Genomic DNA, 23,131 nt, shown 5'->3' with positions numbered 1-23,131 from the left:
ACTCTGGTCAAAAGGCTGCCAACTCTTTATAGACCCGCGCGAGCGCACGCAGTCATGAGGACATGCGTGTCCTGACACACAGGAAGACTGATTTTTGCAAGCACCGGACACCAAGCAGACGCCCGTAAACAGCGACAGCATCACCGGCATCTTGAAGCGCATCATCGCAGAGAACGGCCGGGATCATCTCTGGGGCTATGTTTTCGCGATCAGCTGCCTCGTCATCGTTGCCTTGTCGACGGCGTACACCGCCTGGATCATGAAGTCTGTCATCAACGAGGCGTTCGAACACCGACGTGCCGACATCGTCTGGGTGATCTGTTTCACCATCTTCGTAGCCTTCGTGTTGCGCGGCTTTGCAAGCTACGGTCAGGCGGTGGTGCTGTCGAAGATCGGCAACAACATCGTGGCGCGGTACCAGCAGCGTGCCTATGCGCACCTGATGAAGCTGTCGCTCGGATACTTCAACCAGACACGCTCGGCTCACGTCGTTGCACAGCTCAATCAGAACATCGGCGGCATCCGTGATGTGATGAACCTGACGATCACGTCAACGGTGCGCGATCTCCTGACGTTCGTCTCCCTGCTCGCCGTTATGATCATTCAGGATCCGCTGCTCAGCCTGGCGGTGTTTGTTCTGGCGCCGCCTCTTCTTTATGCACTGCGATACGTGTCGAAGCGGCTTCGCGTGGCAACCAAGGAGGCGATCAACGTCAACAGCCACGTCGCCGGTGCGATGCAGGAAACCATCCAGGGTATCGCCATCGTCAAGGCCTTCACCATGGAGCGCCAGCTCGAGCAGAAGGTCGACAAGCTTGTCCAAAGCGCGGAATGGCGCGCCAACCGCATCGCCCGCCTGTCCGAACGCACGGCACCACTTACCGAAAGCTTCGCCGGCCTGGCGGTGGCGAGCGTCCTTGCCTATGCCGCTTACGGGACGATCTATAACAACATTCCGCCGGGCGCCTTCTTCTCCTTCGTAACGGCATTGCTGCTCGCCTATGATCCGGCGCGCCGCCTCGCACGTCTTCAGGTGCAGATGGAGCGTGCCGTCGTCAACGCCCGCATGATCTATGAATTTCTCGATACGGTGCCGCATCAGCGCGATGTGCCCGGCGCAAAGCCGCTCGTCGTGACGGAAGCCAAGATAGAGTTCCGCAACGTCTCCTTCGCCTATGGTGACGATGAAGTTCTTCGCGATGTCAGCCTTGTTGCCGATGGCGGAAAGACGACGGCGCTCGTCGGGCCGTCGGGCGCCGGCAAATCGACGATCATCACGCTCATTCCGCGCTTCTACGATCCGAAGGCAGGCCAGATCCTGATCGATGGTCAGGACATTGCGCATGTGACGAAACGGTCGCTGCGCGAGCAGTTGGCCTATGTCTCCCAGCAGCCTTATCTCTTTGAAGGTTCGATCCGCGACAACATCCGCTACGGCCGCCCGGAGGCGACGGATGAGGATGTTGAGCGCGCCGCGCGCCTTGCCTATGCGCACGAGTTCATCCTGGCGCAGCCGCAAGGCTACGACACGCCGGTCGGCGAGAACGGCGTGACGCTTTCCGGCGGCCAGCGCCAACGGCTTTCGATCGCCCGCGCCCTTGTCCGCAACGCGCCGATCCTGCTCCTGGATGAGGCGACCTCGGCACTGGACACGGAGTCGGAAGCCGCGGTGCAGAAGGCACTCGATGGCGCCATGGTCGGACGCACGGTGGTTGTCATTGCCCACCGCCTGTCCACCGTTGTCCGCGCCGACAAGATCGTCGTCATGCAACAGGGCCGCGTCATCGAAGAAGGCAATCACGATAGCCTTGCGCAGCGTAGCGACGGTCTTTACGCTCGCCTCAACAATCTTCAGAGGCCAGCCGCCTCGGATGCCCGCTGATAGGATGATCGACTGACATGACCGATGCTGCGATGAAACTGGTTGTAGTTGGCGCGGCAGGGCGCATGGGGCAGACGCTCATCCGTCTCATCCACGCCATCGATGGCGTGACGCTGCATGCCGCGGTCGAACGTCCGGGCTCTCCCTTCGTCGGCAAGGATGCTGGCGAAATTGCCGGTCTCGGCGCGAATGGCGTTATCATCGGCGATGATCCGCTGGCGGCCTTTCTGCATGCCGAAGGCGTCCTCGATTTCACGTCGCCCGCCGGCACCGTGGAGTTCGCGGCGCTGGCTGCGCAGGCGCGCATTGTCCATGTCATCGGCACGACCGGCTGCTCTGCTGATGACGATGCGAAGATCGCGGCCGCGGCGCGTCACGCCCGTGTCGTCAAATCAGGCAATATGGGGCTCGGCGTGAACCTGCTCAGTGTTCTTGTCGAGCAGGCCGCTCGTGCGCTGGATCCCGCAGACTGGGATATCGAAGTGCTTGAAATGCACCACAAGCGCAAGGTCGATGCCCCTTCGGGCACGGCGCTGCTCTTGGGCGATGCGGCTGCCAAGGGCAGGGGCGTCGATCTCGCCTCGCATTCGGTGCGGGTGCGCGACGGCCACACCGGTCCGCGCGAGCAGGGCACAATCGGGTTTGCCACGCTGCGCGGCGGCTCGGTTGTCGGCGAGCACTCGGTGATCTTTGCCGGAGAAGGCGAAACGGTGACGATGTCGCACAGCGCCACCGATCGCTCGATCTTCGGCCGCGGTGCCGTCAAGGCAGCGCTCTGGGCGCGCGACAAGAAGCCCGGTCTCTATTCCATGCTCGACGTGCTCGGGCTTTCTTCAAAGTAATCTATTTCGGAGGCATTTTTCATGAGCGGCACTCTCGTCCTCGTTCGCCACGGCCAGAGCGACTGGAACCTCAAGAACCTTTTCACCGGCTGGAAGGACCCTGAACTGACCGAGCTCGGCATTCAGGAAGCCAACACCGGCGGCAAGGCGCTCGCCGATTACGGCATCAAGTTCGACGTCGCCTTCACCTCGGACCTGAAGCGCGCCCAGGACACGCTGAAGATCATTCTCGACAACGTCGGTCAGCCGGGCCTCAAGACCTTCAAGGATCAGGCGCTGAACGAGCGCGATTACGGCGATCTTTCCGGCCTCAACAAGGATGACGCCCGCGCCAAGTGGGGCGAGGAGCAGGTCCACATCTGGCGTCGCTCCTACGACGTACCGCCTCCGGGCGGCGAAAGCCTGCGCGACACCGGTGCCCGCGTCTGGCCTTACTACCTGACGGAAATCCTGCCCAGGGTCCTGCGCGGCGAAAAGGTGCTGGTCGCTGCCCATGGCAACTCGCTGCGTTCGCTTGTCATGGTGCTCGACCGCCTGACCAAGGAACAGATCCTCGCGCTCAACCTCGCGACGGGCGTTCCCATGGTCTACAAACTCAACGCCGACTCGACCGTCGCTTCCAAGGAAGTGCTCGGCGACATGTCCGGCGCGCATTGACATCAAGGCGCCGCGCATCTGTTGTTGCTGCGCGGCGCTTTTCCAACTTGTTGGCACCGGCTTTTTAGCCTTCTGACGTGCTTTCCGCCTGAGGCGCCTTCTTCCGGGCAGCCTCGAAATCCGGCAGACGATTGGCGATCCACTGCCAGAGCGTCACCACCTCCACCAGAAGCTCACCGCCAAGCGGCGTCAATTCGTATTCCACGCGTGGCGGCACCTGCGGGTAGAGCGTCCGCGTCACTAGCCCGTCGCTCTCAAGCGTCCGCAGCGTCTGCGTCAGCACCTTCTGGCTGATCCCTTCCACCCGTTCCAGAACGCGCGAAAAGCGCAAGGGGCCTTTTGCCTCAGCCAATATGTGCATGACGCGCAGCGGCCATTTGGCACTGGCGCGTTCCAGCATCGCGCGCGCAAGCGCGTCCTCCTCGTCCGTCAGCGTTTCACAGAAGTCGAATGTACGATCGTTCAGGACGGTTACCATAAGGTATGTATAGATCATCAGGGTACCTTCTTTCAAGATGAAACTGCCTCGCCTATATCCCTCGTGACGGATCAAGGAGGTTTCTGATGTCACAGGTTTGGTTGATTACAGGCAGTTCCCGCGGCCTCGGCAGGGCGCTTGCGGAGGCGGTGCTGGCGGCAGGGCACAAGCTGGTCGCGACAGCGCGCGATCCTTCGCAGCTTGAAGACATTAAAAAGCGCTATGGCGACAACGTCCTGACGATATCTCTGGATGTCACCGACGAACAATCGGCCGCTTCCGCCGTGAAGGCGGCGGTAGAAACGTTCGGCCGCCTCGACGTGCTCGTCAACAATGCGGGCTACGGCGACGTCGGATCGATCGAGGACACCTGCCTTGCCGATTTCCGCGCCCAGATCGAAACCAACCTGTTCGGAACGATCATCGTCACCAAGGCGGCCCTGCCGCTGATGCGTGAGCAGGGCTTCGGCCACATCATCCAGTTTTCCTCCGTCGGAGGTCGCATCGGTCCCGCCGGTCGCGCGCCCTATGCCGCGGCCAAGTGGGGCGTCGAGGGGTTTTCGGAAGTTCTCAACAGAGAGGTTGGCCCGCTCGGCCTCAAGGTGACGATTGTCGAGCCGGGCGGCTTCCGGACCGATTTCGCCGGTGCGTCCACGCAACTTCGCGAGGGTCGCCCGGAATACGAAGACACGGTCGGCAAGATGGCTCGCTACCAGCGCGACTATAACGGCAAGCAGCCGGGCGACCCGGCGAAGGCGGCTGCCGCAGTGGTTTACGTGGCCAGCCTCGCCGAACCGCCGCTGCGCGTGCTGCTCGGCAGCGATGCGGTGCGCGGCGTCGAACAGAACGATGCCGTCAGGGCGGAGGCCCATCGGCAATGGCGCGACCTCAGCGTCTCCACCGATTTCGAACCCGGGGCGGGTGCGGGAAAGTTCCCTTGGGAGGGAAAATAGCCTTTTCGCTCGCGGACTATGGCAGAAATCCCTGGGCCCCCGACACGACTCGCCTTCGCTTAGTTCTCGATCGTGAACTGCACGCGATCCGCTGAAAACCGCGTGATCGCGTATTGCACCGGAACGCCCTCGAGATCGGTGTTGACAGCCTTGGTGATGAGCACGATCGCTCCCGGTGTCAGTTCGAGCGCGGCAAGGTCGGCGGCATCGGCATGGGCGGCGGTGATCTCCGTCGTCGCGCGGACATAGTCGGAGAGGCCGAGGTCGGCAAAGGCACGGGTGATCGATTCCGTCTTCTCGTAGACTGCGGGCAAGCCCGCAAAGCGTTCCGCCGGAAACCAAGCCGTTGCGCACGAGACCGGCCGGTCGTCGGCCTTGCGCACCGTCTCCATGCGGATCACGGGCGCCCCCGCCCGCAGCTTCAGCCAGCGCGCCACCTCTTCGTCCGCTCTTTCCTCGCTGTGACTGAGCAGCAGCCCGCGCATCGCGCGCGCCTGCTCGCCGATCCCGGCCGTGAACCGCGTCCGCCTGGTGATCGGAAAGTTCAGACGCTCCTTGCGCTCAATCAGCGTGCCGCGTCCCTGCACGGCGCGCACGATCCCTTCCTGGGCAAGGGCTGCGATCGCGCTTCTGACGGTATGCCTGTTGACGCCGAACTGCTGCGCCAGAAGCGTCTCGGGCGGCACCATGCCGGTCTCGTCATAGGCACCGGCGCTGATCGCCTGGCGGATGCGATCGGCGATCTGCCGCCAGAGCGCCACGCCCGTCTGTCTTTGTACCTGCCCAGCCATTTCGCTCCTCGATGTCACACGCTTGTCACGTCTGCGTTTTAAGCCTAAACATATCTTGTATAGTTGTCTATATCAATAGACATTTAAAGGATGTGGCGATGACCTTAGCGGAAAAGAATGAGACGGCGGCAGGTGGGCGCAAGCGCGTCGTCGACCTGCTTGCTCGCGCGGAACGGCAAGAATTGCTGGCGGCATGGGACAAGCTGGCGGAAAAGCCTGCGGTCCAGCCGGTGCGTGGACCGGAAACGGGCCTCGTCATGATTCGCGGCCGGATGGGTGGCGGCGGTGCGCCATTCAACCTCGGCGAGGTAACGGTCACCCGCGCCACCGTGCGCCTCGCATCAGGCACCGTCGGTCACGCCCAGGCGCTCGGCACCGATCGCGAGAAGGCCCGACTTTCAGCCATCTTCGACGCCCTCTGGCAGGAGCCGGTAACGCAGCCGCTTGTCGAGCAGGCGCTTCTTCAGCCGATCGCTTCCCGCGTCGCCGATGCCGATCGCCGCAAGGCAGACGAGACGGCAGCAACCCGCGTCGATTTCTTCACCATGGTTCGCGGAGACGACTGATGAGCCTCAAGACGGAAGTTCCTAAGAATGACGTGTTGGCCGGAGGCTTCGCCGAGCCGGTCTTCCACGCCCAGAGCGTGTTCAAGCTGATGATGGATGCGATGGCGCGTCCGGGCACGATCCAGACGGTCGCCCCCGATGCTCTGCCGCCGGCCCCGCTCGGCGTTGCATCAGGCGCGATCGCCCTCACGCTCTGCGACCATGACACGCCCGTCTGGCTGTCATCAGGGCTGGCAAAATCCGCCGTGCCGCAATGGCTCGGCTTCCATACCGGTGCGCCGATGACGCCGGAGAAGGCCGAAGCGCGCTTCGCCTTTGTCGAAGCCGGAACACCTCTGTCGTCGTTCGGTCTCTTCGCCGCAGGCACGCAGGAGTATCCGGACCGTTCGACGACTGTTGTCATCGAACTGGCGGATATCGAAGGCGGCCGTAAGCTGGCGCTCATGGGCCCCGGCATCAAGACGGTCACCGACATCGCGCCGCTTGGCCTGCCAGATACCTTCCTCCGCCTATGGACGGAGAACCGCGCCCTCTTCCCGCGCGGCATCGACATCGTGCTGACCTCGGGCAGCCGGTTCGTCTGCCTGCCGCGCACCACCAAGATCACCGCGACGGAGATGTGACCCATGTATGTTGCTGTCAAAGGGGGCGAGGCCGCCATTGCCAACGCCCATCGCCTGCTGGCGGATCGCCGTCGCGGCGACCGTTCGTTGCCGGCTATCGGTATCGACCAGATCGTGGCGCAGCTGGCGCTGGCCGTCGACCGTGTCATGGCCGAAGCCTCGCTCTACGATCGCACGCTTGCAGCGCTTGCCGTCCGCCAGTCGCGCGGCGACATGATCGAAGCGATCTTCCTGCTTCGCGCCTATCGCACGACGCTACCGCGCTTCGGCTATAGCAAGCCTGTTGACACCGCCCGCATGAAGATCGAGCGTCGCGTCTCCGCCACCTACAAGGATCTGCCCGGCGGCCAACTGCTCGGCCCGACCTTCGACTACACGCATCGCCTTCTCGACCCTTCGCTACTGACTGACGAAGCCGTCGAAGAACCGACGCTTCGCGAGGCAGAAACTGGCCGCGTCATGCGCGTTTCGGAAATCCTGGCGCAGGAAGGCCTGATCGAGGGCGATGGCGAAATGCCGGAGGATCACGAGATCGGCGACCTGACCCGCGAGCCGATGGAATTCCCGATGACCCGCGATCTGCGCCTGCAGGCGCTGGCGCGTGGCGATGAAGGCTTCCTGCTGGCGCTCGGCTATTCCACGCAGCGCGGCTACGGCCGCAACCATCCCTTCACCGGCGAAATCCGCATCGGCGAAGTGGAAGTGGAGTTCGATGTTCCCGAACTCGGCTTCGCCGTCTCGCTCGGCACCATCCAGCTGACAGAATGCCAGATGGTCAACCAGTTCAAGGGTTCGTCCAAGGCACCGCCGCAGTTTACCCGAGGCTACGGCCTGGTCTTCGGCCAGAGCGAGCGCAAGGCAATGTCCATGTCGCTCGTCGATCGTGCGCTGCGCGCCGAAGAACTCGGCGAGGACATCACGGCTCCGGCACAGGACGAGGAATTCGTCATCTCGCATGCCGACAATGTGCAGTCGACCGGCTTCGTCGAACACTTGAAGTTGCCGCACTACGTCGACTTCCAGGCGGAACTCGATTTGGTTCGCCGCATGCGCAACGAATTCGAAGCCAACCGCATCGGCGGCGATGACACTATCAAGGAGGCTGCGGAATGACCGATCTAGCCAGCTACAATTTCGCTTACCTCGACGAACAGACGAAGCGCATGATCCGCCGCGCGATCTTGAAGGCGATCGCCATCCCCGGCTACCAGGTACCCTTCGCCTCGCGCGAAATGCCGATGCCGTACGGCTGGGGCACCGGCGGCGTGCAGGTCACGGCCTCGATCATCGGGCCGGATGACGTGCTGAAGGTCATCGACCAGGGCGCCGACGATACGACCAACGCCGTCTCGATCCGCGCATTCTTCCAGAAGGTCGCAAGCGTCGCAGTGACGACGCATACCAAGGATGCAACGATCATCCAGACCCGCCACCGTATCCCGGAAGAAAAGCTCGCCGCCAACCAGGTGCTGGTCTACCAGGTTCCGATCCCGGAACCGCTGCGCTTCCTCGAGCCGCGCGAGACCGAAACCCGCAAGATGCACGCGCTTGAGGAATACGGTCTCATGCATGTGAAGCTCTATGAGGACATCGCGCATAACGGCCGCATCTCCAAGACCTATGCCTATCCGGTCAAGGTCGCCGGCCGCTACGTCATGGACCCGTCGCCGACGCCGAAGTTCGACAATCCGAAAATGCACATGTCGGACGCGCTGCAGCTCTTCGGGGCAGGGCGCGAGAAGCGCATCTATGCCGTTCCGCCCTATACCGAAGTCGTCAGCCTCGATTTCGACGACTATCCCTTCGAGATCCAGCGCTTCGGCAAGCCCTGTGCGCTCTGCGGCGCGGAAGAGGTCTATCTCGACGAGGTCATCCTCGATGACAAGGGCGGGCGCATGTTCGTCTGCTCCGACACCGACCATTGCGAAGATCGCCGCGCCCATGGGCATGCCGGCGAGATGTTGGCACCCAATCAGGAGGCCGCCGAATGAGCGACACCCCGCTTCTCAAAGTCAACGACGTCTCGAAGTTCTACGGCAACCGTATCGGCTGCCGGAACGTCTCCTTCGAGCTCTGGCCCGGCGAAGTGCTCGCCATCGTCGGTGAATCCGGCTCAGGCAAGACGACGCTGCTCAATTGCATCTCGACGCGGTTGATGCCGACCACCGGCAGCGTCGAATACCACATGCGCGACGGCGCCTATCGCGACCTCTACCGCATGAACGAGGCCGAGCGCCGCTTCCTGATGCGCACGGACTGGGGTTTCGTGCATCAGAATCCGGCTGACGGTCTGCGCATGACGGTGTCTGCGGGTGCCAATGTCGGCGAACGCCTGATGGCGATCGGCGACCGCCACTACGGCAACATCCGCTCCAGAGCTATCGACTGGCTGCAGCGCGTCGAGATCGACGAAGGCCGTATCGATGACCAGCCGCGCGCCTTCTCCGGCGGCATGCGCCAGCGTCTGCAGATCGCCCGCAATCTGGTGACCGGCCCGCGTCTGGTGTTCATGGACGAGCCGACCGGCGGCCTCGACGTCTCGGTGCAGGCGCGCTTGCTCGATCTCGTGCGTGGTCTCGTCAACGATCTGGGCCTTGCCGCGATCATCGTCACCCACGACCTCGCCGTCGCGCGCCTGCTGTCGCACCGCATGATGGTGATGAAGGATGGCCATGTCATCGAGCATGGGCTGACCGATCGCGTCCTCGACGATCCGCGCGAGCCGTACACGCAGCTCCTCGTTTCCTCCATCCTGCAGGTCTGATCGCGAATGCTGTTCGGACTCCGGCTACAGGTGTCCGTGGCAAGCGAAACTAAGGAAAGAAATCATGGCAACGCCACTCGTTGTTTCTGAAGTCGTCAAGAGCTTCACCATGCACCTGCGCGACGGCATCAAGCTGCCGGTCGTTTCGGACGTATCCTTTTCCGTGGCATCCGGGGAATGCGTCGTCCTCGGCGGCCCTTCGGGCATCGGCAAGAGCTCGCTCCTGAAGATGACCTACGGCAACTATGCCGTCGATAGCGGCCAGATCCTCATCAAGCATCATGACAAGATCGTCGATCTGGCGACCGCTGACCCGCGCACGATCATCGACGTTCGTCGCCACACACTCGGCTATGTCAGCCAGTTCCTGCGCACCGTGCCGCGTGTCGCGGCGATTGACGTTGTTGCCGAGCCGCTGGTCGCCCGCGGCGAGAAGGCGGAAACGGCGCGGGAGAAGGCGGCAAACCTTCTCTCGAAGCTGAACCTGCCGGAAGCGCTCTGGCAGCTCCCGCCCGCCACTTTCTCCGGCGGCGAGCAGCAGCGCGTCAACATCGCCCGCGGCTTCATCACCGAGCATACCGTCCTGCTCCTCGACGAGCCGACGGCCTCGCTCGACGCCAGGAACCGTGCCGTCGTCGTCGGCATGATCGAGGAAAAGAAGAAGGCGGGCGTCGCCCTTCTCGGCATCTTCCACGATGAGGAAGTGCGCGAGGCCGTCGCCGACCGCATTCTCGACGTTCAGAAGTTCTCGCCGCGAAAGGCAATCGCCGCATGAGCCGCAAGATTGGCCTCGAGCCCTATTTCCATGAAACGGCGTCCGTGAAGAACGCCACCTTCGGCCGCTTCACGGAGGTCTCGGAGCGTTGCCGCATCGAGGAAGTCGAGTTCGGCGACTATTCCTATGTCATGCAGGACGGCGCCATCTGGTGCGCGACGATCGGCAAGTTCGTCAACATCGCCGCCTCGGTGCGCATCAACGCCACCAACCACCCGACCTGGCGCGCAACGCTGCACCACTTCACCTATCGCGCCGCCGACTATTGGCCGGATGCCGATATGGAGACCGATTTCTTCGAATGGCGTCGCTCCAACCGCGTCGTCATCGGCCATGACGTCTGGATCGGCCACGGTGTGACCATCCTGCCCGGTGTTACGGTCGGCAATGGCGCGGTCATCGGCGCCGGTGCCGTCGTCTCCAAGGATGTTGCCCCTTACACCATCGTCGGCGGCGTCCCCGCCAAGCTGATCCGCGAACGCTTCCCGAAGGAGGTCGGCGAACGCATGGACAAGCTCGCCTGGTGGGATTGGGAGCACGACCGCCTGCGGGTCGCGCTGGCCGATTTCCGCGCGCTGAGCGCCGAAGATTTCCTCGCCCGCTACGAAGCATGATCGGGCGCCCCAGACTGAGGCGCTCATTCTGCCCGGAGCTTGACCGGCCCAAAATCGGCCGGCTGACCGCCGTTGCTCGCGGCACGCCTGGGTGCCTAAAACTTGCAGCCGACGAAGCATCGGCTCACCCCATTGTCACAATAGTCGCGCCAGTCTCTGCTAAGAAAGAACAGGAGACGACCCCTGTTTGCCGCAAGGATAACCACGCGTCTTGGGCGTGGATGAGCTTGCGCGAATGCCAATTCCTGTAAGAATCGGAAACACATTGTGACTAAGTCTTTACAAAAGCTACCCTTTTCCGACTTGTCTCGTAAACCTACTTCATGGATATTAGACTGATCTTGAGGAAGTCATCATGATCAGAATGATTGAAGATCCGGCGGAATTGGCCGGCGAAGATATCACTGGCAAGTATATTCTGCGCAAGCTCAACTATCATTGGTTCGCCTACGGCAAGGCTGCGATCGTGACCGCCTGCAAGGGCACGATCCTGGAGCTTGATCGTGAGGAAACGGTTTATTCCGAGCATTGGGGCCGCCGGGCCTACACGGGAACCGGCAAGCGCTATCCGGGTGGTATCTGTCCGATATCGGCGGTCGCCTGCGTCTGCGATACGCCGGACGACGTAAATGCCGTCATCCAGCTCGATGTCGACGCGCAGGACGAGTTCTACCGGTTGATCGCCAAGACGGAAGCCAAGGTTCGCGCCCTTGCGTCTTCGTCAGAGAACACGGTGTTTCTGGCGGCTGCCGAATAAGTCTGGCGTTCCTGGTGGTTCGGTATAAGACCGAGCCTCCCGCGATCCGTCCTCGCGGATGGATGTCACAAGGCGCAAATGACCGACAACACCGACACTATTCTCCTTGCTGAAAATATTGGCTCCAGGCACGATCTCCACGTCTTCGCCGACGGTTGTTACGAACCCGATTCAGGGGAGGGCGGCTGGGCATTTGTGGTCTTTCGCGACGATGCCGAAGTCGCCTCCGGTTTTGGCTGCGTCAGGGACACCGCCAGCAATGCGACGGAACTGATCGCGCTGCTCGAAGCGGTGGCGTGGATCAACAGCAATGCAGCGGGGGAAACAGCCGTCGTCTGGTCCGACTCCGTTTACGCCGTCAAAGGCTGCAATCACTGGCGCCACATCTGGAAGAACAACGGCTGGAAGAAGATAAGCGCCAACGCGAAGGTCCGAAGCCGCACCATCGCAAATCCGGATCTTTGGAAGGCGATAGACGCTCAACTCTCGCGCAATCGCCTGCTGACGATCGCCTGGTGCAAGGGCCATTCGGGCCTTGCCGGCAACGAGCGCGCGGATGAACTCGCCGAGCGCGGCCGCCTGTCACTGCGTGGCAAGGGTATCCGATGAGAGTTGACCCACGTCGGCCCGCGCGCGGAAGTGCAGGTTTCCAATAGGCGCCGCCGGCACGTGACCATCGCTCGCAGCTGTCCGAAACGCCTTGAGGGCAGGTGGCTGCACGCGCCGCCGTCGCCGTTGCCGCAATCAACTCCTGGCTTCGGCCCTCACGCCCATGGGTTCTTCGCCAGCTGCCATTCACCGGTCTCGTCAGGTTCGACGCGCTTGTTGCCGCGGTAGAAGATCGGCAGTCCGGTCTTCTTGTCCATGGAAAAGCGGCTGGGTGTGAACTTCTCGTCCTCGTGTCCGCGGATGGCGAGAGCGAGGGCCTCTTTGAACTTCCCGTCTTTGCACAGGCTTTTGAAGAGTGTCTGGTCCATCGCTTTACTCCACTATCTCGGGTCCCGGATTGCCTGCCATCGACTGGCGGTCCGGTCAACCGTCAATGGCGACAGGCCGGGGGTTGAAATCGCGAGGCGAGACGCCGACCGGCAGGCTCTTATCTTCAGGCAAACCGGCCGGGTTTCGTTATGCCCCAAAACTCGATTATGACAGTCCTTACATAAAACTGACATTGGAGGTTCATGAACCGGGACTAATGCACTCCCTCATATCGCATCTGGACTATGAGGAAGAGCATGATGTTCGAACTGAAGAATGTCACCCGCCGTTTCGGAAAGAAGACAGCTGTTGATTCCGTGACGCTCGACATTCCTCAGGGCCAGATGGTCGGCATCATCGGCCGGTCCGGCGCCGGCAAGTCCACGCTTCTGCGGATGATCAACCGCCTGCAGGAGCCGACGTCGGGCTCGATCCATTTCGCCGGCGTCGAGGTTTCCAGTCTCCGTGGCCAGGCGCTGCGCAACTGGCAGCGTGATTGCGCGATGATCTTCCAGCAGTTCAATCTCGTTCCGCGTCTCGACGTTCTGACCAACGTCATGCTCGGTCGTCTCAACCATCGTTCGACCACGATGAGCCTGCTCGGTCTTTTTAGCCGCGAAGAGCGCATCCACGCCATCGCTGCCCTTCAGCGTCTCGGCATCGAGCAGACGGCTTTGCAGATGGCCGGCACTCTGTCGGGCGGCCAGCAGCAGCGCGTGGCGATTGCCCGCGCCCTGATGCAGAACCCGAAGATGGTGCTTGCCGACGAGCCGATCGCCTCGCTCGACCCGCTCAATGCGAAGATCGTCATGGACGCGCTGCGCGATATCAACGAGCGCGAAGGCATCACCGTCATCACCAACCTTCATACGCTCGATACGGCCCGCAACTATTGCGAACGCATCGTCGGGATGGCCGCTGGCCGCGTCGTGTTCGATGGCAGGCCTTCCGAATTGACCGCCGATGCCGTCAAGCGGATCTACGGCACCGACAAGGATGGCGCCGGCATCGACGAGACGATGACCTCGACCTCGATCAACATTCCGGCGGCCGTTGCCGCCAATCAATCCGCCGGCTTGCAACCGCTGGCGCTGGCCGGTCTCTGAGAGGGGCGGCCTCGATCGTAAGCCCGCGTTATGGGCACCTTCTTCTAACCAGAGATCGCCGGGGACACCGGTCAATCAGGAGAGTACCATGTTGAAGAAAGCACTCTTTGCCGCGACGGCGCTGTTTGCGCTTGCCGGCGTCTCGCATGCCGCAGACCTCAAGGAATTCCGCGTCGGCATCCTCGGCGGCGAAAACGAAGCCGACCGCCTGCGCAACTACGCTTGCCTGGCTGACCACCTGAAGACCGAGTTCGGCTTCGAGAAGGTTTCGCTCTTCCCGGCTGCTGACTATGACGGCGTTATCCAGGGTCTGCTCGGCGGCACGCTCGACTTCGCGGAGCTCGGCGCTTCCGGCTACGCCGCCATCGCCATCAAGGACGACAAGGCCGTTACGCCGATCCTGACGACGGTTCAGAAGGACGGCTCGACGGGCTACCACTCGATCGGTCTCGCCCTGAAGTCCTCCGGCATCAAGGACATCAAGGACGCAAAGGGCAAGAAGCTCGGCTACGCCGATCCGGACTCCACCTCGGGCTACCTGATCCCGCTGACGCAGATCCCGAAGGACACTGGCATGCCGAACGACCAGTACTTCGCGTCCACGCAGTTCAACGGCGGCCACGAGAACAACCTTCTCGCCGCTTACGACGGCAAGGTCGACATCGCTGTTGATGACTCCTCGGGCATCGGCGATTTCAAGGACGGCTACACCTCCGGCACCTTCCGCAAGGCTGTCGACAAGGGCACCGTAGACCCGAACAAGCTGGTTGAAGTCTGGCGTTCGCCGCTGATCCCGAACGGCCCGCTCGTCGTTCGCAACGAACTCGGCGCTGATTGGCAGGCCAAGCTCACCGACTTCTTCATGAAGCTCCCGGAAAAGGATGCCAAGTGCTTCGCAGCCATCGAAGGCGGCGACTACCAGGGCTACACCAAGGTTCAGGCTGACTTCTACAACGCCATCATCGACGCTCGTAAGGCTGCCATCGGCGGTTGATCGATGCTGACAGTTGGAGGGCGGCCGTCACAAGCCGCCCTTTTTCCTGCGAAGAAAGCGGACACCCTTCATGACTTTTGCCGATCCCAACGCCCAAGCGCCCGCCGTCCAGCAAAGCGCAAGTGAAATCGGTGACGCCTGGAGCAAGATGGTGGCCCGCCGTCGCCTCTATACCGGTCTCGGGCTGGTGATCCTGCTGGCTGCCTTTGTCGCCTCGGTACGGTTCGCGGACGAAAGCAATGCCGGCCATTTCTTCGAGCGCCTGCCGCATCTCTTCGATTTTCTGAGCTGGCTCATTCCCAAGGATTGGAATGACGTCTGGCGCGCCCTGTTCGATGTCGCAAGCCCGATCCAGAAGACCGGCGAGGAGTACAATTTCGCCGAGGGCCGGGTTTATGTCTGGGGCGGTTTCTATATCCCCGAATATTTCGAGCTGATGATCATCACGATCAATGTCGCGCTCGTCTCCACCCTGATCGGCTTCATTTTCGCCGTGCCGCTGAGCTTTCTCGTGGCCCGCAATCTGGCACCATCCAATCCGCTGCGCATCGTCGCCAAGCGTCTGACGGAATTCCTACGTGCCTTCCCCGAGATCGTCATCGCCGGCCTGTTTTCGGCCATCCTGTCGATCGGTCCGGTTGCCGCGATCATCGCGGTCAGCCTGCACACTATCGGGGCGCTCGGCAAACTCTTCTATGAGGTCGTCGAAAACATCGACATGAAGCCGGATGAAGGCATGAAAGCCGTCGGCGCCAGCTGGTCGGAGCGTGTCCGCTTCGCTGCCCTGCCGCAGGTCATGCCGAACTTCGTTTCCTACGCACTCCTTCGCCTCGAGATCAACGTCCGCGCCTCCACCATCATCGGCGCGGTCGGCGGCGGCGGTATCGGCGAGGAGCTGAAGCTCTCCATTTCGCGTGGATTCGGCGCCAAGACGATGGCGCTCGTTCTCCTGCTTTTCATCACCATCGTTGCGGTCGACCAGTTCTCCGCATGGCTGCGCCGCCGCCTCGTCGGCGAGCACGCCTTCCTTTTGCAGCATTGAGGTCCGCCATGACGGTGATCGACGCCAACCGGATGCACGAGATCGAGCAGCGCTATCCGGAATATTTCAAACGGTCCTTCAAGCAGCGCTTCGGCGGCCTGATGATCGTGATCGCGACTCTCGTCTATGCGCTTTACGCGACCTGGTTCTTCGACCTGCCGAAGCTGCTTGCCGAAGCTCACTGGGAGCGCGTCGGCCTCTATCTCAGCCAATGGGTCAGCTATGACGTGCAGCCTGAGTTCCGCATCGGTGATGATGGCATTACGGTCAAGTATCCGCGCTTCTCGCCGCTCGGCGACGATCCGCATCCCGACTGGGTTGTGAGCAATCCCGATGGCAGCCTCACAGCCTCCGTCAGGGGCACAAGCCGCACGGTCACGATCTCCAGCAAGGAAACGGTTGTCACTGCCCATGGCATCAGCGTGCCGGTGGACTTCTCCAGCGGCGCCCCGAAGGTCGTGGGCCCGGTCCCGGCCTGGATGACGGTCTACGATGACAACGTCCTTGCCGATCTCGGATTCGCCGGCGATGTCAGCATCTCGGTCGATCGCGTGAAAGTCCGCAAGCGCTTCCTCGGTTGGGCGAATTTTGTCTTCGACACGCAGTCGCCGTTCTTCGACAAGCCAGCGACCGAGGTTATCAGCCTGATCGTTTCGGGTCCGGACCTGAAGCCCGGTCAGTCCAACCTGTCGCTTGCCTTCGATAATATCTGGCACAACAGCGCCTGGCAGCATGGCGACGTCTGGACCAAGCTGTTCCAGACCATCGTGATGGCCTTTCTGGGAACGCTGCTCGGCGCGTTGCTTGCTTTCCCGCTGGCCTTTCTGGCTGCGCGCAATATCACCCCGAACAAGGTCCTGAACCAGGTCCTGAAGCGGTTCTTTGATTTCCTGCGCTCGGTCGACATGTTGATCTGGGCGCTCTTTCTGACCCGCGCCTTCGGTCCCGGTCCCTTGGCCGGCTCCGGCGCGATTTTCCTCACGGAAACGGGCACGCTCGGTAAGCTCTATTCCGAGGGCCTGGAAAACGTCGACAACAAGCCGCGCGAAGGCATCAAGTCGACCGGTGCCTCCACCGTGCTCACCCATCGCTACGGCATCATCCCGCAGATCGTCCCGGTCTTCGTCAGCCAGACGCTCTACCAGTGGGAATCGAACGTACGCGGCGCGACGATCATCGGCGCGGTTGGTGCTGGCGGCATCGGTCTCAAGCTGTGGGAAGCGATGCGCACCAACGCGAACTGGGAAAACGTCGCCTACATGGTGCTGCTGATCCTGATCGTCGTGTTCCTGTTCGACATGGCGTCGAACGCCCTGCGTCACCGTCTGATGGGGACCAAGGCCCACTGAAAAAGCGCGGGATCGTTCAGGACCATCATCATTCTGTCACGGAAATCTTTTAGCCGGAAGCCAGCTTGCGGTCGTGGTCAAATCACTGAAGACTGCGACCGCACTCCGAACGATTCCCAGGATAAGAGCCTTGCGCTACGCACTCTATTTCACGCCGCCGAAGGATGACCCCTTGAACGGCACGGCCGCGCTCTGGCTCGGCCGCGATGCCTTCACCGGCAAAATTTATCCGGCTCCCGATTGTCCGGACCTGCCAGCCGCCGAGCAGTTCGAACTGACAGCCGATCCTCGCCGCTACGCTTTCCACGCGACGATCAAGGCACCGTTCCATCTGGCCGCCTCCGTCACCGAAAAGGACCTGATCCAGGTGGTCGAGGATTTCGCCGCCCGCACGTCCGCCTTTGAGATTCCCGAGCTGGTGCTTGGGCAGTTGGGTAAATTCTTTGCGCTGGTGCCCGCTTTTCTGCATCCGCCGCTTCAGGATTTCGCCGCCACGGTGGTAAAATCCTTCGAACCGTTTCGCGCCGCGTTGTCGGATGCGGATATAGCGCGCCGCAACCCGGAGAAACTGAGCGAAAGCCAGAGGGCCAATCTGTTGCGCTGGGGCTATCCCTATGTGATGGATGATTTCGGGTTCCACATGACGCTGACCGGCCAGGTGCCGCAGGAGCGTGCAGGCGTGATGAAGGCCATTCTGGCGGAGCGTTTCGCCGCCTTTATCGGCCGCCCGCTCCCCATTAGTGGCCTTGCCGTTTTCGTCGAGGAGGCGCGGGGCGCGCCGTTCAAAGCCCATTCCTGGTGGCCGCTCGCCGGCGCTAAAAATTGAAAGACCATATTCGATGACCAAAGAAACAGTCTTCTCAAATGCCCGCATCGTTCTCGAGAATGAGATCGTTGAAGGATCGGTCCTCGTCCGCGATGGCAAGATCGCCGATATCTCGACGGGCAGTTCCCGCGTGGGTGAGGATTTCGAAGGCGATTATCTGATCCCGGGTCTCGTCGAACTGCACACCGACCATCTGGAAGGTCACTATTCGCCGCGTCCCGGCCTGCGCTGGCACAAGACGGCGGCGATCCAGGCGCACGACGCACAGATCGTCACCTCAGGCATCACCACGGTTTTCGACTGCCTGCGCATGGGCGCTGACGAGGACGGCGGCTTCGAGCATGGCGAGATGCGCGAGATGGCCGATGCGATCCAGAAGGCCGAGCAGGAGGGCCGCCTGCGTGCAGAGCACCTGCTTCACCTGCGCTGCGAGGTCTCTGCCGACAACGTGCTGCAGCACTTCGCCGATTTCGAGAACGATCCCTATGTCCGTCTTGTCTCGCTGATGGACCACGCGCCCGGACAGCGGCAGTTCCAGACGATGGACCAGTACATCTTCTACTACCAGAAGAAGCGCGGTCTCTCCGATGCGGAGTTCGCCAAGTTCGTCGATCGTCGCGTGTCCGAATCTGACCGCAATTCCACGCCGCACCGCACGGCCATTTCCAAGGTCTGCGCCGAGCGCGGCATCACCGTCGCCAGCCACGACGACGCGACGCTCGCCCATGTCGACGAGGCTATCGAGAACGGCGTTCGCCTTGCCGAATTCCCGACCAGCTTCGACGCCGCCAAGGCGTCGCACGAGCATGGCATGAGCGTTCTGATGGGCGCCCCGAACATCGTTCGTGGCAAGTCGCATTCCGGCAATATCGCCGCCCGCGATCTCGCCGAATGCGGCGTGCTCGACGTTCTGTCCTCTGACTACGTCCCGCTCAGCCTGCTCTACGCACCCTTCCTGATTGCCGACGAGGTGGAGAGCATTTCGCTACCGAAGGCGATCGCCATGGTCACCGCGACGCCGGCTCGCACCGTTAGCCTCAACGATCGCGGTCGCATCGCCACTGGCCTGCGCGCCGATCTCGTCCGCGTTTTCCGTGATCACGGCGTGCCGGTCACCCGTGCTGTTTGGCGTGAAGGGCGCCGTGTCGCATGAACCCGTCGCACGAACCTCACATCGTTCCCGGCACAGAGCACGGCATCATGGTCGTCGTCGTCGGCCCGAGTGGCGCCGGCAAGGACACGCTGATGGCGCTCGCCGCCAAGCACTTTCGGGGTCGTCCTGAGGTGCATTTCGTCCGACGCGTCATTACGCGCCACACCCATGCCGGCGGCGAGCAGCATCTCGCCGTGTCCGACCAGGGCTTTGCGTCGATGGAGCAGGCCGGGAGCTTCGCGGTCTGGTGGGAAGCGCACGGCTTGAAATATGGCATTCCAGCCGAAGTGTCGGTGTCGCTCGCGCAGGGAAATCTGGTCATCGCCAATGGCTCGCGCTCGGCGCTTCACCATTTCAAGGCTGTTTTCCCGCGGCTCAAGGTCATCAATGTGACGGCGACTGCCGAGGTTCTGGCAAGCCGACTCGAGGCGCGCGGTCGCGAGACGCATGAAGACATCATGGCGCGGCTCGCCCGCGGCCCGCTGACGGTGCGTGGCGACTACGACGTGACCGACGTCGATAACAGCGGCTCGCTTGAAGACGGCGAGCGCAGGATCGTGGATGCGCTGAACGGCTTCCTCACCGAAGTGGCTTAGGATCGGGAGGTACGATGGCAATCGTTGTCGTTCCTTACGATCCCGAGTGGCCACGGCTTTTCAACGAGGTCAAAGCAGAGCTGCAGCCGGTGCTATCCGACTTGGCACCGGTGTTTCATCATGTCGGCAGCACATCGGTTCCGGACCTTGCCGCGAAGCCCAAGATCGATCTGCACGCTGCTTTCGGCAACGAGGATGGGTTGCTGACCGCGATCGAGCGGGTAAAAGGCCTCTCCGCCTACGCGTTTCACGGTGACAAATACAACGACCAGAGCTGGACCTTCACCTGCGGCAAGGGCTCCTATGGCGCGCGGCTCTATCTCTGTTCATCCGATAACCGTGTGCTCCGCGATCGCACCGTTTTCCGCGATTACTTGCGGGCCCATCCCCAGCGGGCGCAAGCATACGCGGCACTGAAGCTTCGCCTGATGAGCCAGGCGAACGACGATTGGGCCTATTACACAGGCGGCAAGACCGACTTCGTACGCGAGACCTTACGTCTCGCGGCTGGCAAAGTGGACTGATGTCACGGCGCAATTTTGTTGTGCGTGGAAAAAATCGAATGAACTTTCAGTGATTTGGACGAACTGATCTTCCCCGTCGATCCCCGCGCCAACGATCTGGCGCACACTGATGACGTCATTGGACAGGGAGCCGGGTCGCGAGCCGGATCTGACAAAACGGGTTGAAAGTCCAGCGTTCGATGATGTTTGCAGGAGGAGGATCGCAGGCGTCAGGACCGGCGATCAACCGCAACGGAAAGCCGAGAGACGCTCCTGTCGGCCTGGAAGCGCGGGGACCTCGATGCAATCGGGCAGGCGGTACCGCCTGACAATCCACATAGACCACAACCGCTGCCTGCCCATTCCCAGCCAGGCCAAGCCGTACCGGAGCATTCTCCGGCGCGGACATTACTTCTGGCAGCGGCACCCCTTGTGGGATGCCGCTGCCACTGCGTTATTCGCCTTCGCCGCGTCCAGCGACGATCTCGCGCTTGCCGACATGATTTGCCGGGCCGACGAGACCTTCCTTCTCCATGCGCTCGACGAGCGAAGCCGCGCGGTTGTAGCCGATGCCGAGCCGGCGCTGGATGTAGGAGGTCGAGCACTTCTTGTCGCGCATCACGACCTTGACCGCCTGCTGGTAAAGCTCGTCGCCGTCTTCGGAGCCCATGGCGCTCTTGTCGAAGACTGCGCTGTCCTCTTCTTCCCCGTCCTCTTCTTCCTCGTCAGCGGTGACGGTGTCGAGATATTCCGGCCGACCCTGCGTCTTCAGATGCGCGACGACCTTCTCGACTTCGGCATCGGAAACGAACGGTCCGTGCACGCGCGAAATCCGCCCGCCGCCCTGCATGTGCAGCATATCGCCCTGGCCGAGCAGTTGTTCCGCGCCCTGTTCGCCAAGAATAGTGCGGCTGTCGATCTTCGACGTCACCTGGAAGGAGATACGGGTCGGGAAGTTCGCCTTGATCGTGCCGGTGATGACGTCGACCGACGGGCGCTGCGTCGCCATGATCAGGTGGATACCGGCAGCACGCGCCATCTGCGCCAGGCGCTGGATCGCCCCTTCGATTTCCTTGCCGGCGACCATCATCAGGTCGGCCATTTCGTCAACGATGACGACGATATAGGGCATCGGCGTCAGGTCCATCTCCTGGCTCTCTTCGATCGGAGCGCCCGTGCTTCTGTCGAAGCCGGTCTGGACCATGACATGGATGGTCTCGCCCTTGTCGCGCGCCTGCGCCACGCGGCCGTTGTAGCCGTCGATGTTGCGCACGCCGAGGCGTGACATCTTGCGATACCGATCCTCCATCTCGCGCACCGCCCACTTCAGCGCCATGACGGCCTTCTTGGGGTCGGTGACGACGGGCGTCAAGAGGTGCGGGATGCCGTCATAGACGGAGAGTTCCAGCATCTTCGGATCGACCATGATCAGGCGGCACTGCTCGGGCGACATCCGGTAAAGCAGCGACAGGATCATGGTGTTGATGGCGACCGACTTACCCGAACCGGTGGTGCCGGCAACGAGCAGGTGGGGCATCTTTGCGAGCTCGGCGATGACGGGTTCGCCGCCGATTGTCTTGCCGAGGCCGAGCGCCAGCTTGAAGCCGCTCTTCTCGAAATCCTGGCTTTCGATCATCTCACGGAAGTAGACGGTCTCGCGCAGCGCGTTCGGCAATTCGATACCGATGACGTTGCGGCCGGGAACCACCGCGACACGCGCCGACAGGGCCGACATCGAGCGGGCAATATCGTCGGCGAGGCCGATGACGCGGGAAGACTTGACGCCCGGTGCCGGCTCGAACTCGTAAAGCGTGACAACAGGGCCGGGGCGGACATGGATGATCTCGCCCTTGATGCCGAAATCCTCGAGAACACTTTCCAGAAGGCCGGCATTCTGCTCCAGCGTCTCCTGCGACATGATCTCGCCGACACGTTCAGGCGGCTCCTGCAGCAGCGAGTGCGACGGGAATTCGTAGCCTGAGGCATCGACCCTCGAGGCGACGACCTTCGGTGCGGCAAAACGCGGTGCCGGTGCGAGCGGCTGCGGCGCCAAAGCGCGAACTGGCAGCGGAGCGATAGGCTGCACTTTCGGCTCGACTTGCGCCGCTTCTTCCACGCGGCTGTGTTCGGTCGCGACCGGGTTTTGCGCGGCGCGGCCACGCGTCAAACCGGGAGAAGGCGCGACAGCGGCTGGGGCGACCGGCTGAGGCACCGAAGCTACGGCCATTGCGGGCTGTTGCCGACCAGGCCGCCACTCCATGACGCGGAACCGGCTGATGATCGATTCGGGGCTGACCTCTGCCTTCGGCATGGAGACCGGCGGCAACAGGATCGGTTCGGCTGCCGCTTCTTCGAAGGCCATGACCTCCCAGAATGCGAAGTCCGAGATGGCAGCCAGTTCCGTGGCTGCGCGGACAACGGTGTGAGTCTCGGGCTCGACCGACATCAACGGCAATGCGGTGGCCGTCGACTGCACCTCGATCGCCGGCGCGATCTCCGCTTCGTAGACCTCGACCGGAGCGTTCGCGACAACAGGTGCCTGCTGTTCCACGCTCGCGCCGATTTCCGCCGCAACGCGTTCCTGCAGCGCAAGCGGCGGCGTGCGAAAGGGCGGCGCCGGTACGCGCTTCGGATTGATCAGATTCTCGGGCGTGCGGGTGAACCGCACATTCGGAGCCAGTGAAAAATTGCTCTGCCAAATTGGTGCCGTAGGCTTCTCGCCTGCGTGTTCCTGCAGCTGTTCACCTTCGACTTCCGCGGAAATCTCCTCGGCCCCTGTCAGATTGGTTCTCGGAAAGCGCATACGACCGCTACTCACTCATGATTAGCAACTAATATCGGCTTTCGAATTAGGAAATGAAGGTTAATAAGTTCCTTCCATC

25 protein-coding genes are annotated in these 23,131 nt (G+C 62.1%); 21 read left to right on the top strand and 4 right to left on the bottom strand.

Annotated elements, in window-relative coordinates:
• Positions 1 to 94 precede the first annotated feature (94 nt).
• The 3 genes from AC1DE4_RS02265 to AC1DE4_RS02255 are packed head-to-tail and all read left to right on the top strand — an operon-like array spanning position 95 to position 3,381.
• A complete protein-coding gene (locus AC1DE4_RS02265; protein WP_018855275.1) occupies positions 95 to 1,882 on the top strand; it encodes an ABC transporter ATP-binding protein in 1,788 nt (595 codons plus the stop codon).
• A gap of 17 nt (positions 1,883 to 1,899) precedes the next feature.
• Positions 1,900 to 2,724: a 4-hydroxy-tetrahydrodipicolinate reductase gene (gene dapB / locus AC1DE4_RS02260; protein WP_018855274.1), complete on the top strand. Its 825-nt coding sequence runs from the start codon at positions 1,900 to 1,902 to the stop codon at positions 2,722 to 2,724.
• Between the two features lie 21 nt (positions 2,725 to 2,745).
• Positions 2,746 to 3,381, top strand: coding sequence for a 2,3-bisphosphoglycerate-dependent phosphoglycerate mutase (locus AC1DE4_RS02255; protein ID WP_025658585.1), 636 nt, complete (start codon positions 2,746 to 2,748; stop codon positions 3,379 to 3,381).
• Positions 3,382 to 3,445: 64 nt separating this feature from the next.
• Here the strand turns inward: AC1DE4_RS02255 and AC1DE4_RS02250 are convergent, their stop codons facing one another.
• Positions 3,446 to 3,859 (bottom strand): winged helix-turn-helix transcriptional regulator, encoded by a 414-nt coding sequence (locus AC1DE4_RS02250; protein WP_477879831.1) that lies wholly within the window; start codon positions 3,857 to 3,859, stop codon positions 3,446 to 3,448.
• An 86-nt stretch (positions 3,860 to 3,945) separates the two neighbouring features.
• On the opposite strand from AC1DE4_RS02250, the gene AC1DE4_RS02245 reads away from it, so the two are divergent.
• Entirely contained in the window at positions 3,946 to 4,812 is an 867-nt protein-coding gene (locus AC1DE4_RS02245) for an oxidoreductase (RefSeq protein WP_025658586.1), read from the top strand.
• 59 nt (positions 4,813 to 4,871) lie between these two features.
• Here the strand turns inward: AC1DE4_RS02245 and phnF are convergent, their stop codons facing one another.
• Positions 4,872 to 5,603 (bottom strand): phosphonate metabolism transcriptional regulator PhnF, encoded by a 732-nt coding sequence (phnF, locus tag AC1DE4_RS02240; protein ID WP_025658587.1) that lies wholly within the window; start codon positions 5,601 to 5,603, stop codon positions 4,872 to 4,874.
• Between the two features lie 98 nt (positions 5,604 to 5,701).
• Here phnF and phnG point away from each other — a divergent pair, with 98 nt between their 5' ends.
• The 9 genes from phnG to AC1DE4_RS02195 all read left to right on the top strand — a co-directional run bounded on the left by phnG (position 5,702) and on the right by AC1DE4_RS02195 (position 12,311).
• The gene (gene phnG, locus AC1DE4_RS02235; protein ID WP_025658588.1) at positions 5,702 to 6,169 is read left to right on the top strand and encodes a phosphonate C-P lyase system protein PhnG; all 468 of its coding nucleotides are present in this window, start codon (positions 5,702 to 5,704) and stop codon (positions 6,167 to 6,169) included.
• Positions 6,169 to 6,792 (top strand): phosphonate C-P lyase system protein PhnH, encoded by a 624-nt coding sequence (gene phnH, locus AC1DE4_RS02230; protein ID WP_477879671.1) that lies wholly within the window; start codon positions 6,169 to 6,171, stop codon positions 6,790 to 6,792. The genes phnG and phnH overlap by 1 nt, the downstream gene beginning before the upstream one ends.
• 3 nt (positions 6,793 to 6,795) lie before the next feature.
• Positions 6,796 to 7,905, top strand: a complete 1,110-nt coding sequence (locus tag AC1DE4_RS02225) for a carbon-phosphorus lyase complex subunit (RefSeq protein WP_025658589.1) — start codon at positions 6,796 to 6,798, stop codon at positions 7,903 to 7,905.
• Entirely contained in the window at positions 7,902 to 8,783 is an 882-nt protein-coding gene (locus AC1DE4_RS02220) for an alpha-D-ribose 1-methylphosphonate 5-phosphate C-P-lyase PhnJ (protein WP_025658590.1), read from the top strand. Before AC1DE4_RS02225 ends, AC1DE4_RS02220 begins: the two co-directional genes overlap by 4 nt.
• Positions 8,780 to 9,556 carry a phosphonate C-P lyase system protein PhnK gene (gene phnK, locus AC1DE4_RS02215; RefSeq protein WP_025658591.1) on the top strand — a complete coding sequence of 259 codons (777 nt, stop codon included), beginning with the start codon at positions 8,780 to 8,782 and terminating at the stop codon, positions 9,554 to 9,556. The genes AC1DE4_RS02220 and phnK overlap by 4 nt, the downstream gene beginning before the upstream one ends.
• A gap of 64 nt (positions 9,557 to 9,620) precedes the next feature.
• Positions 9,621 to 10,331, top strand: coding sequence for a phosphonate C-P lyase system protein PhnL (phnL, locus tag AC1DE4_RS02210; protein WP_025658592.1), 711 nt, complete (start codon positions 9,621 to 9,623; stop codon positions 10,329 to 10,331).
• Positions 10,328 to 10,945, top strand: coding sequence for a DapH/DapD/GlmU-related protein (locus AC1DE4_RS02205; RefSeq protein WP_025658593.1), 618 nt, complete (start codon positions 10,328 to 10,330; stop codon positions 10,943 to 10,945). The genes phnL and AC1DE4_RS02205 overlap by 4 nt, the downstream gene beginning before the upstream one ends.
• Before the next feature lie 355 nt (positions 10,946 to 11,300).
• On the top strand, positions 11,301 to 11,702 hold the full coding sequence (locus AC1DE4_RS02200) for a hypothetical protein (RefSeq protein ID WP_018116731.1): 402 nt from the start codon (positions 11,301 to 11,303) through the stop codon (positions 11,700 to 11,702).
• Between the two features lie 78 nt (positions 11,703 to 11,780).
• Complete coding sequence (locus AC1DE4_RS02195) at positions 11,781 to 12,311, top strand: ribonuclease H family protein (protein ID WP_025658594.1); 531 nt, start codon at positions 11,781 to 11,783, stop codon at positions 12,309 to 12,311.
• A gap of 155 nt (positions 12,312 to 12,466) precedes the next feature.
• Here AC1DE4_RS02195 and AC1DE4_RS02190 read toward each other — a convergent pair whose 3' ends face one another.
• On the bottom strand, positions 12,467 to 12,679 hold the full coding sequence (locus tag AC1DE4_RS02190; protein ID WP_016552344.1) for a hypothetical protein: 213 nt from the start codon (positions 12,677 to 12,679) through the stop codon (positions 12,467 to 12,469).
• A gap of 261 nt (positions 12,680 to 12,940) precedes the next feature.
• Here AC1DE4_RS02190 and phnC point away from each other — a divergent pair, with 261 nt between their 5' ends.
• The 8 genes from phnC (at position 12,941) to AC1DE4_RS02150 (ending at position 20,270) form a co-directional block, all read left to right on the top strand.
• A complete protein-coding gene (gene phnC / locus AC1DE4_RS02185) occupies positions 12,941 to 13,786 on the top strand; it encodes a phosphonate ABC transporter ATP-binding protein (RefSeq protein WP_477879829.1) in 846 nt (281 codons plus the stop codon).
• 88 nt (positions 13,787 to 13,874) lie between these two features.
• Positions 13,875 to 14,780 carry a phosphonate ABC transporter substrate-binding protein gene (gene phnD, locus AC1DE4_RS02180; RefSeq protein ID WP_018855261.1) on the top strand — a complete coding sequence of 302 codons (906 nt, stop codon included), beginning with the start codon at positions 13,875 to 13,877 and terminating at the stop codon, positions 14,778 to 14,780.
• Positions 14,781 to 14,850: 70 nt separating this feature from the next.
• The gene (gene phnE, locus AC1DE4_RS02175) at positions 14,851 to 15,822 is read left to right on the top strand and encodes a phosphonate ABC transporter, permease protein PhnE (RefSeq protein ID WP_018116735.1); all 972 of its coding nucleotides are present in this window, start codon (positions 14,851 to 14,853) and stop codon (positions 15,820 to 15,822) included.
• Between the two features lie 8 nt (positions 15,823 to 15,830).
• On the top strand, positions 15,831 to 17,171 hold the full coding sequence (gene phnE / locus AC1DE4_RS02170; RefSeq protein ID WP_025658596.1) for a phosphonate ABC transporter, permease protein PhnE: 1,341 nt from the start codon (positions 15,831 to 15,833) through the stop codon (positions 17,169 to 17,171).
• 130 nt (positions 17,172 to 17,301) lie between these two features.
• Entirely contained in the window at positions 17,302 to 17,997 is a 696-nt protein-coding gene (locus AC1DE4_RS02165; protein WP_025658597.1) for a DUF1045 domain-containing protein, read from the top strand.
• 13 nt (positions 17,998 to 18,010) lie between these two features.
• The gene (locus AC1DE4_RS02160) at positions 18,011 to 19,150 is read left to right on the top strand and encodes an alpha-D-ribose 1-methylphosphonate 5-triphosphate diphosphatase (protein WP_025658598.1); all 1,140 of its coding nucleotides are present in this window, start codon (positions 18,011 to 18,013) and stop codon (positions 19,148 to 19,150) included.
• Positions 19,147 to 19,746 (top strand): phosphonate metabolism protein/1,5-bisphosphokinase (PRPP-forming) PhnN, encoded by a 600-nt coding sequence (gene phnN, locus AC1DE4_RS02155; RefSeq protein WP_025658599.1) that lies wholly within the window; start codon positions 19,147 to 19,149, stop codon positions 19,744 to 19,746. Before AC1DE4_RS02160 ends, phnN begins: the two co-directional genes overlap by 4 nt.
• Before the next feature lie 14 nt (positions 19,747 to 19,760).
• Positions 19,761 to 20,270 carry a GrpB family protein gene (locus AC1DE4_RS02150; RefSeq protein WP_025658600.1) on the top strand — a complete coding sequence of 170 codons (510 nt, stop codon included), beginning with the start codon at positions 19,761 to 19,763 and terminating at the stop codon, positions 20,268 to 20,270.
• A 433-nt stretch (positions 20,271 to 20,703) separates the two neighbouring features.
• On the opposite strand, the gene AC1DE4_RS02145 is transcribed toward AC1DE4_RS02150, so the two are convergent.
• Positions 20,704 to 23,052, bottom strand: a complete 2,349-nt coding sequence (locus AC1DE4_RS02145; protein ID WP_025658601.1) for a DNA translocase FtsK — start codon at positions 23,050 to 23,052, stop codon at positions 20,704 to 20,706.
• Between the last annotated feature and the right edge of the window lie 79 nt (positions 23,053 to 23,131).

Source organism: Rhizobium sp. 10N414, assembly GCF_056394785.1.
Note: the sequence above shows the minus strand (reverse complement) of the source record. Positions and strands in the feature narration are given on the sequence as shown.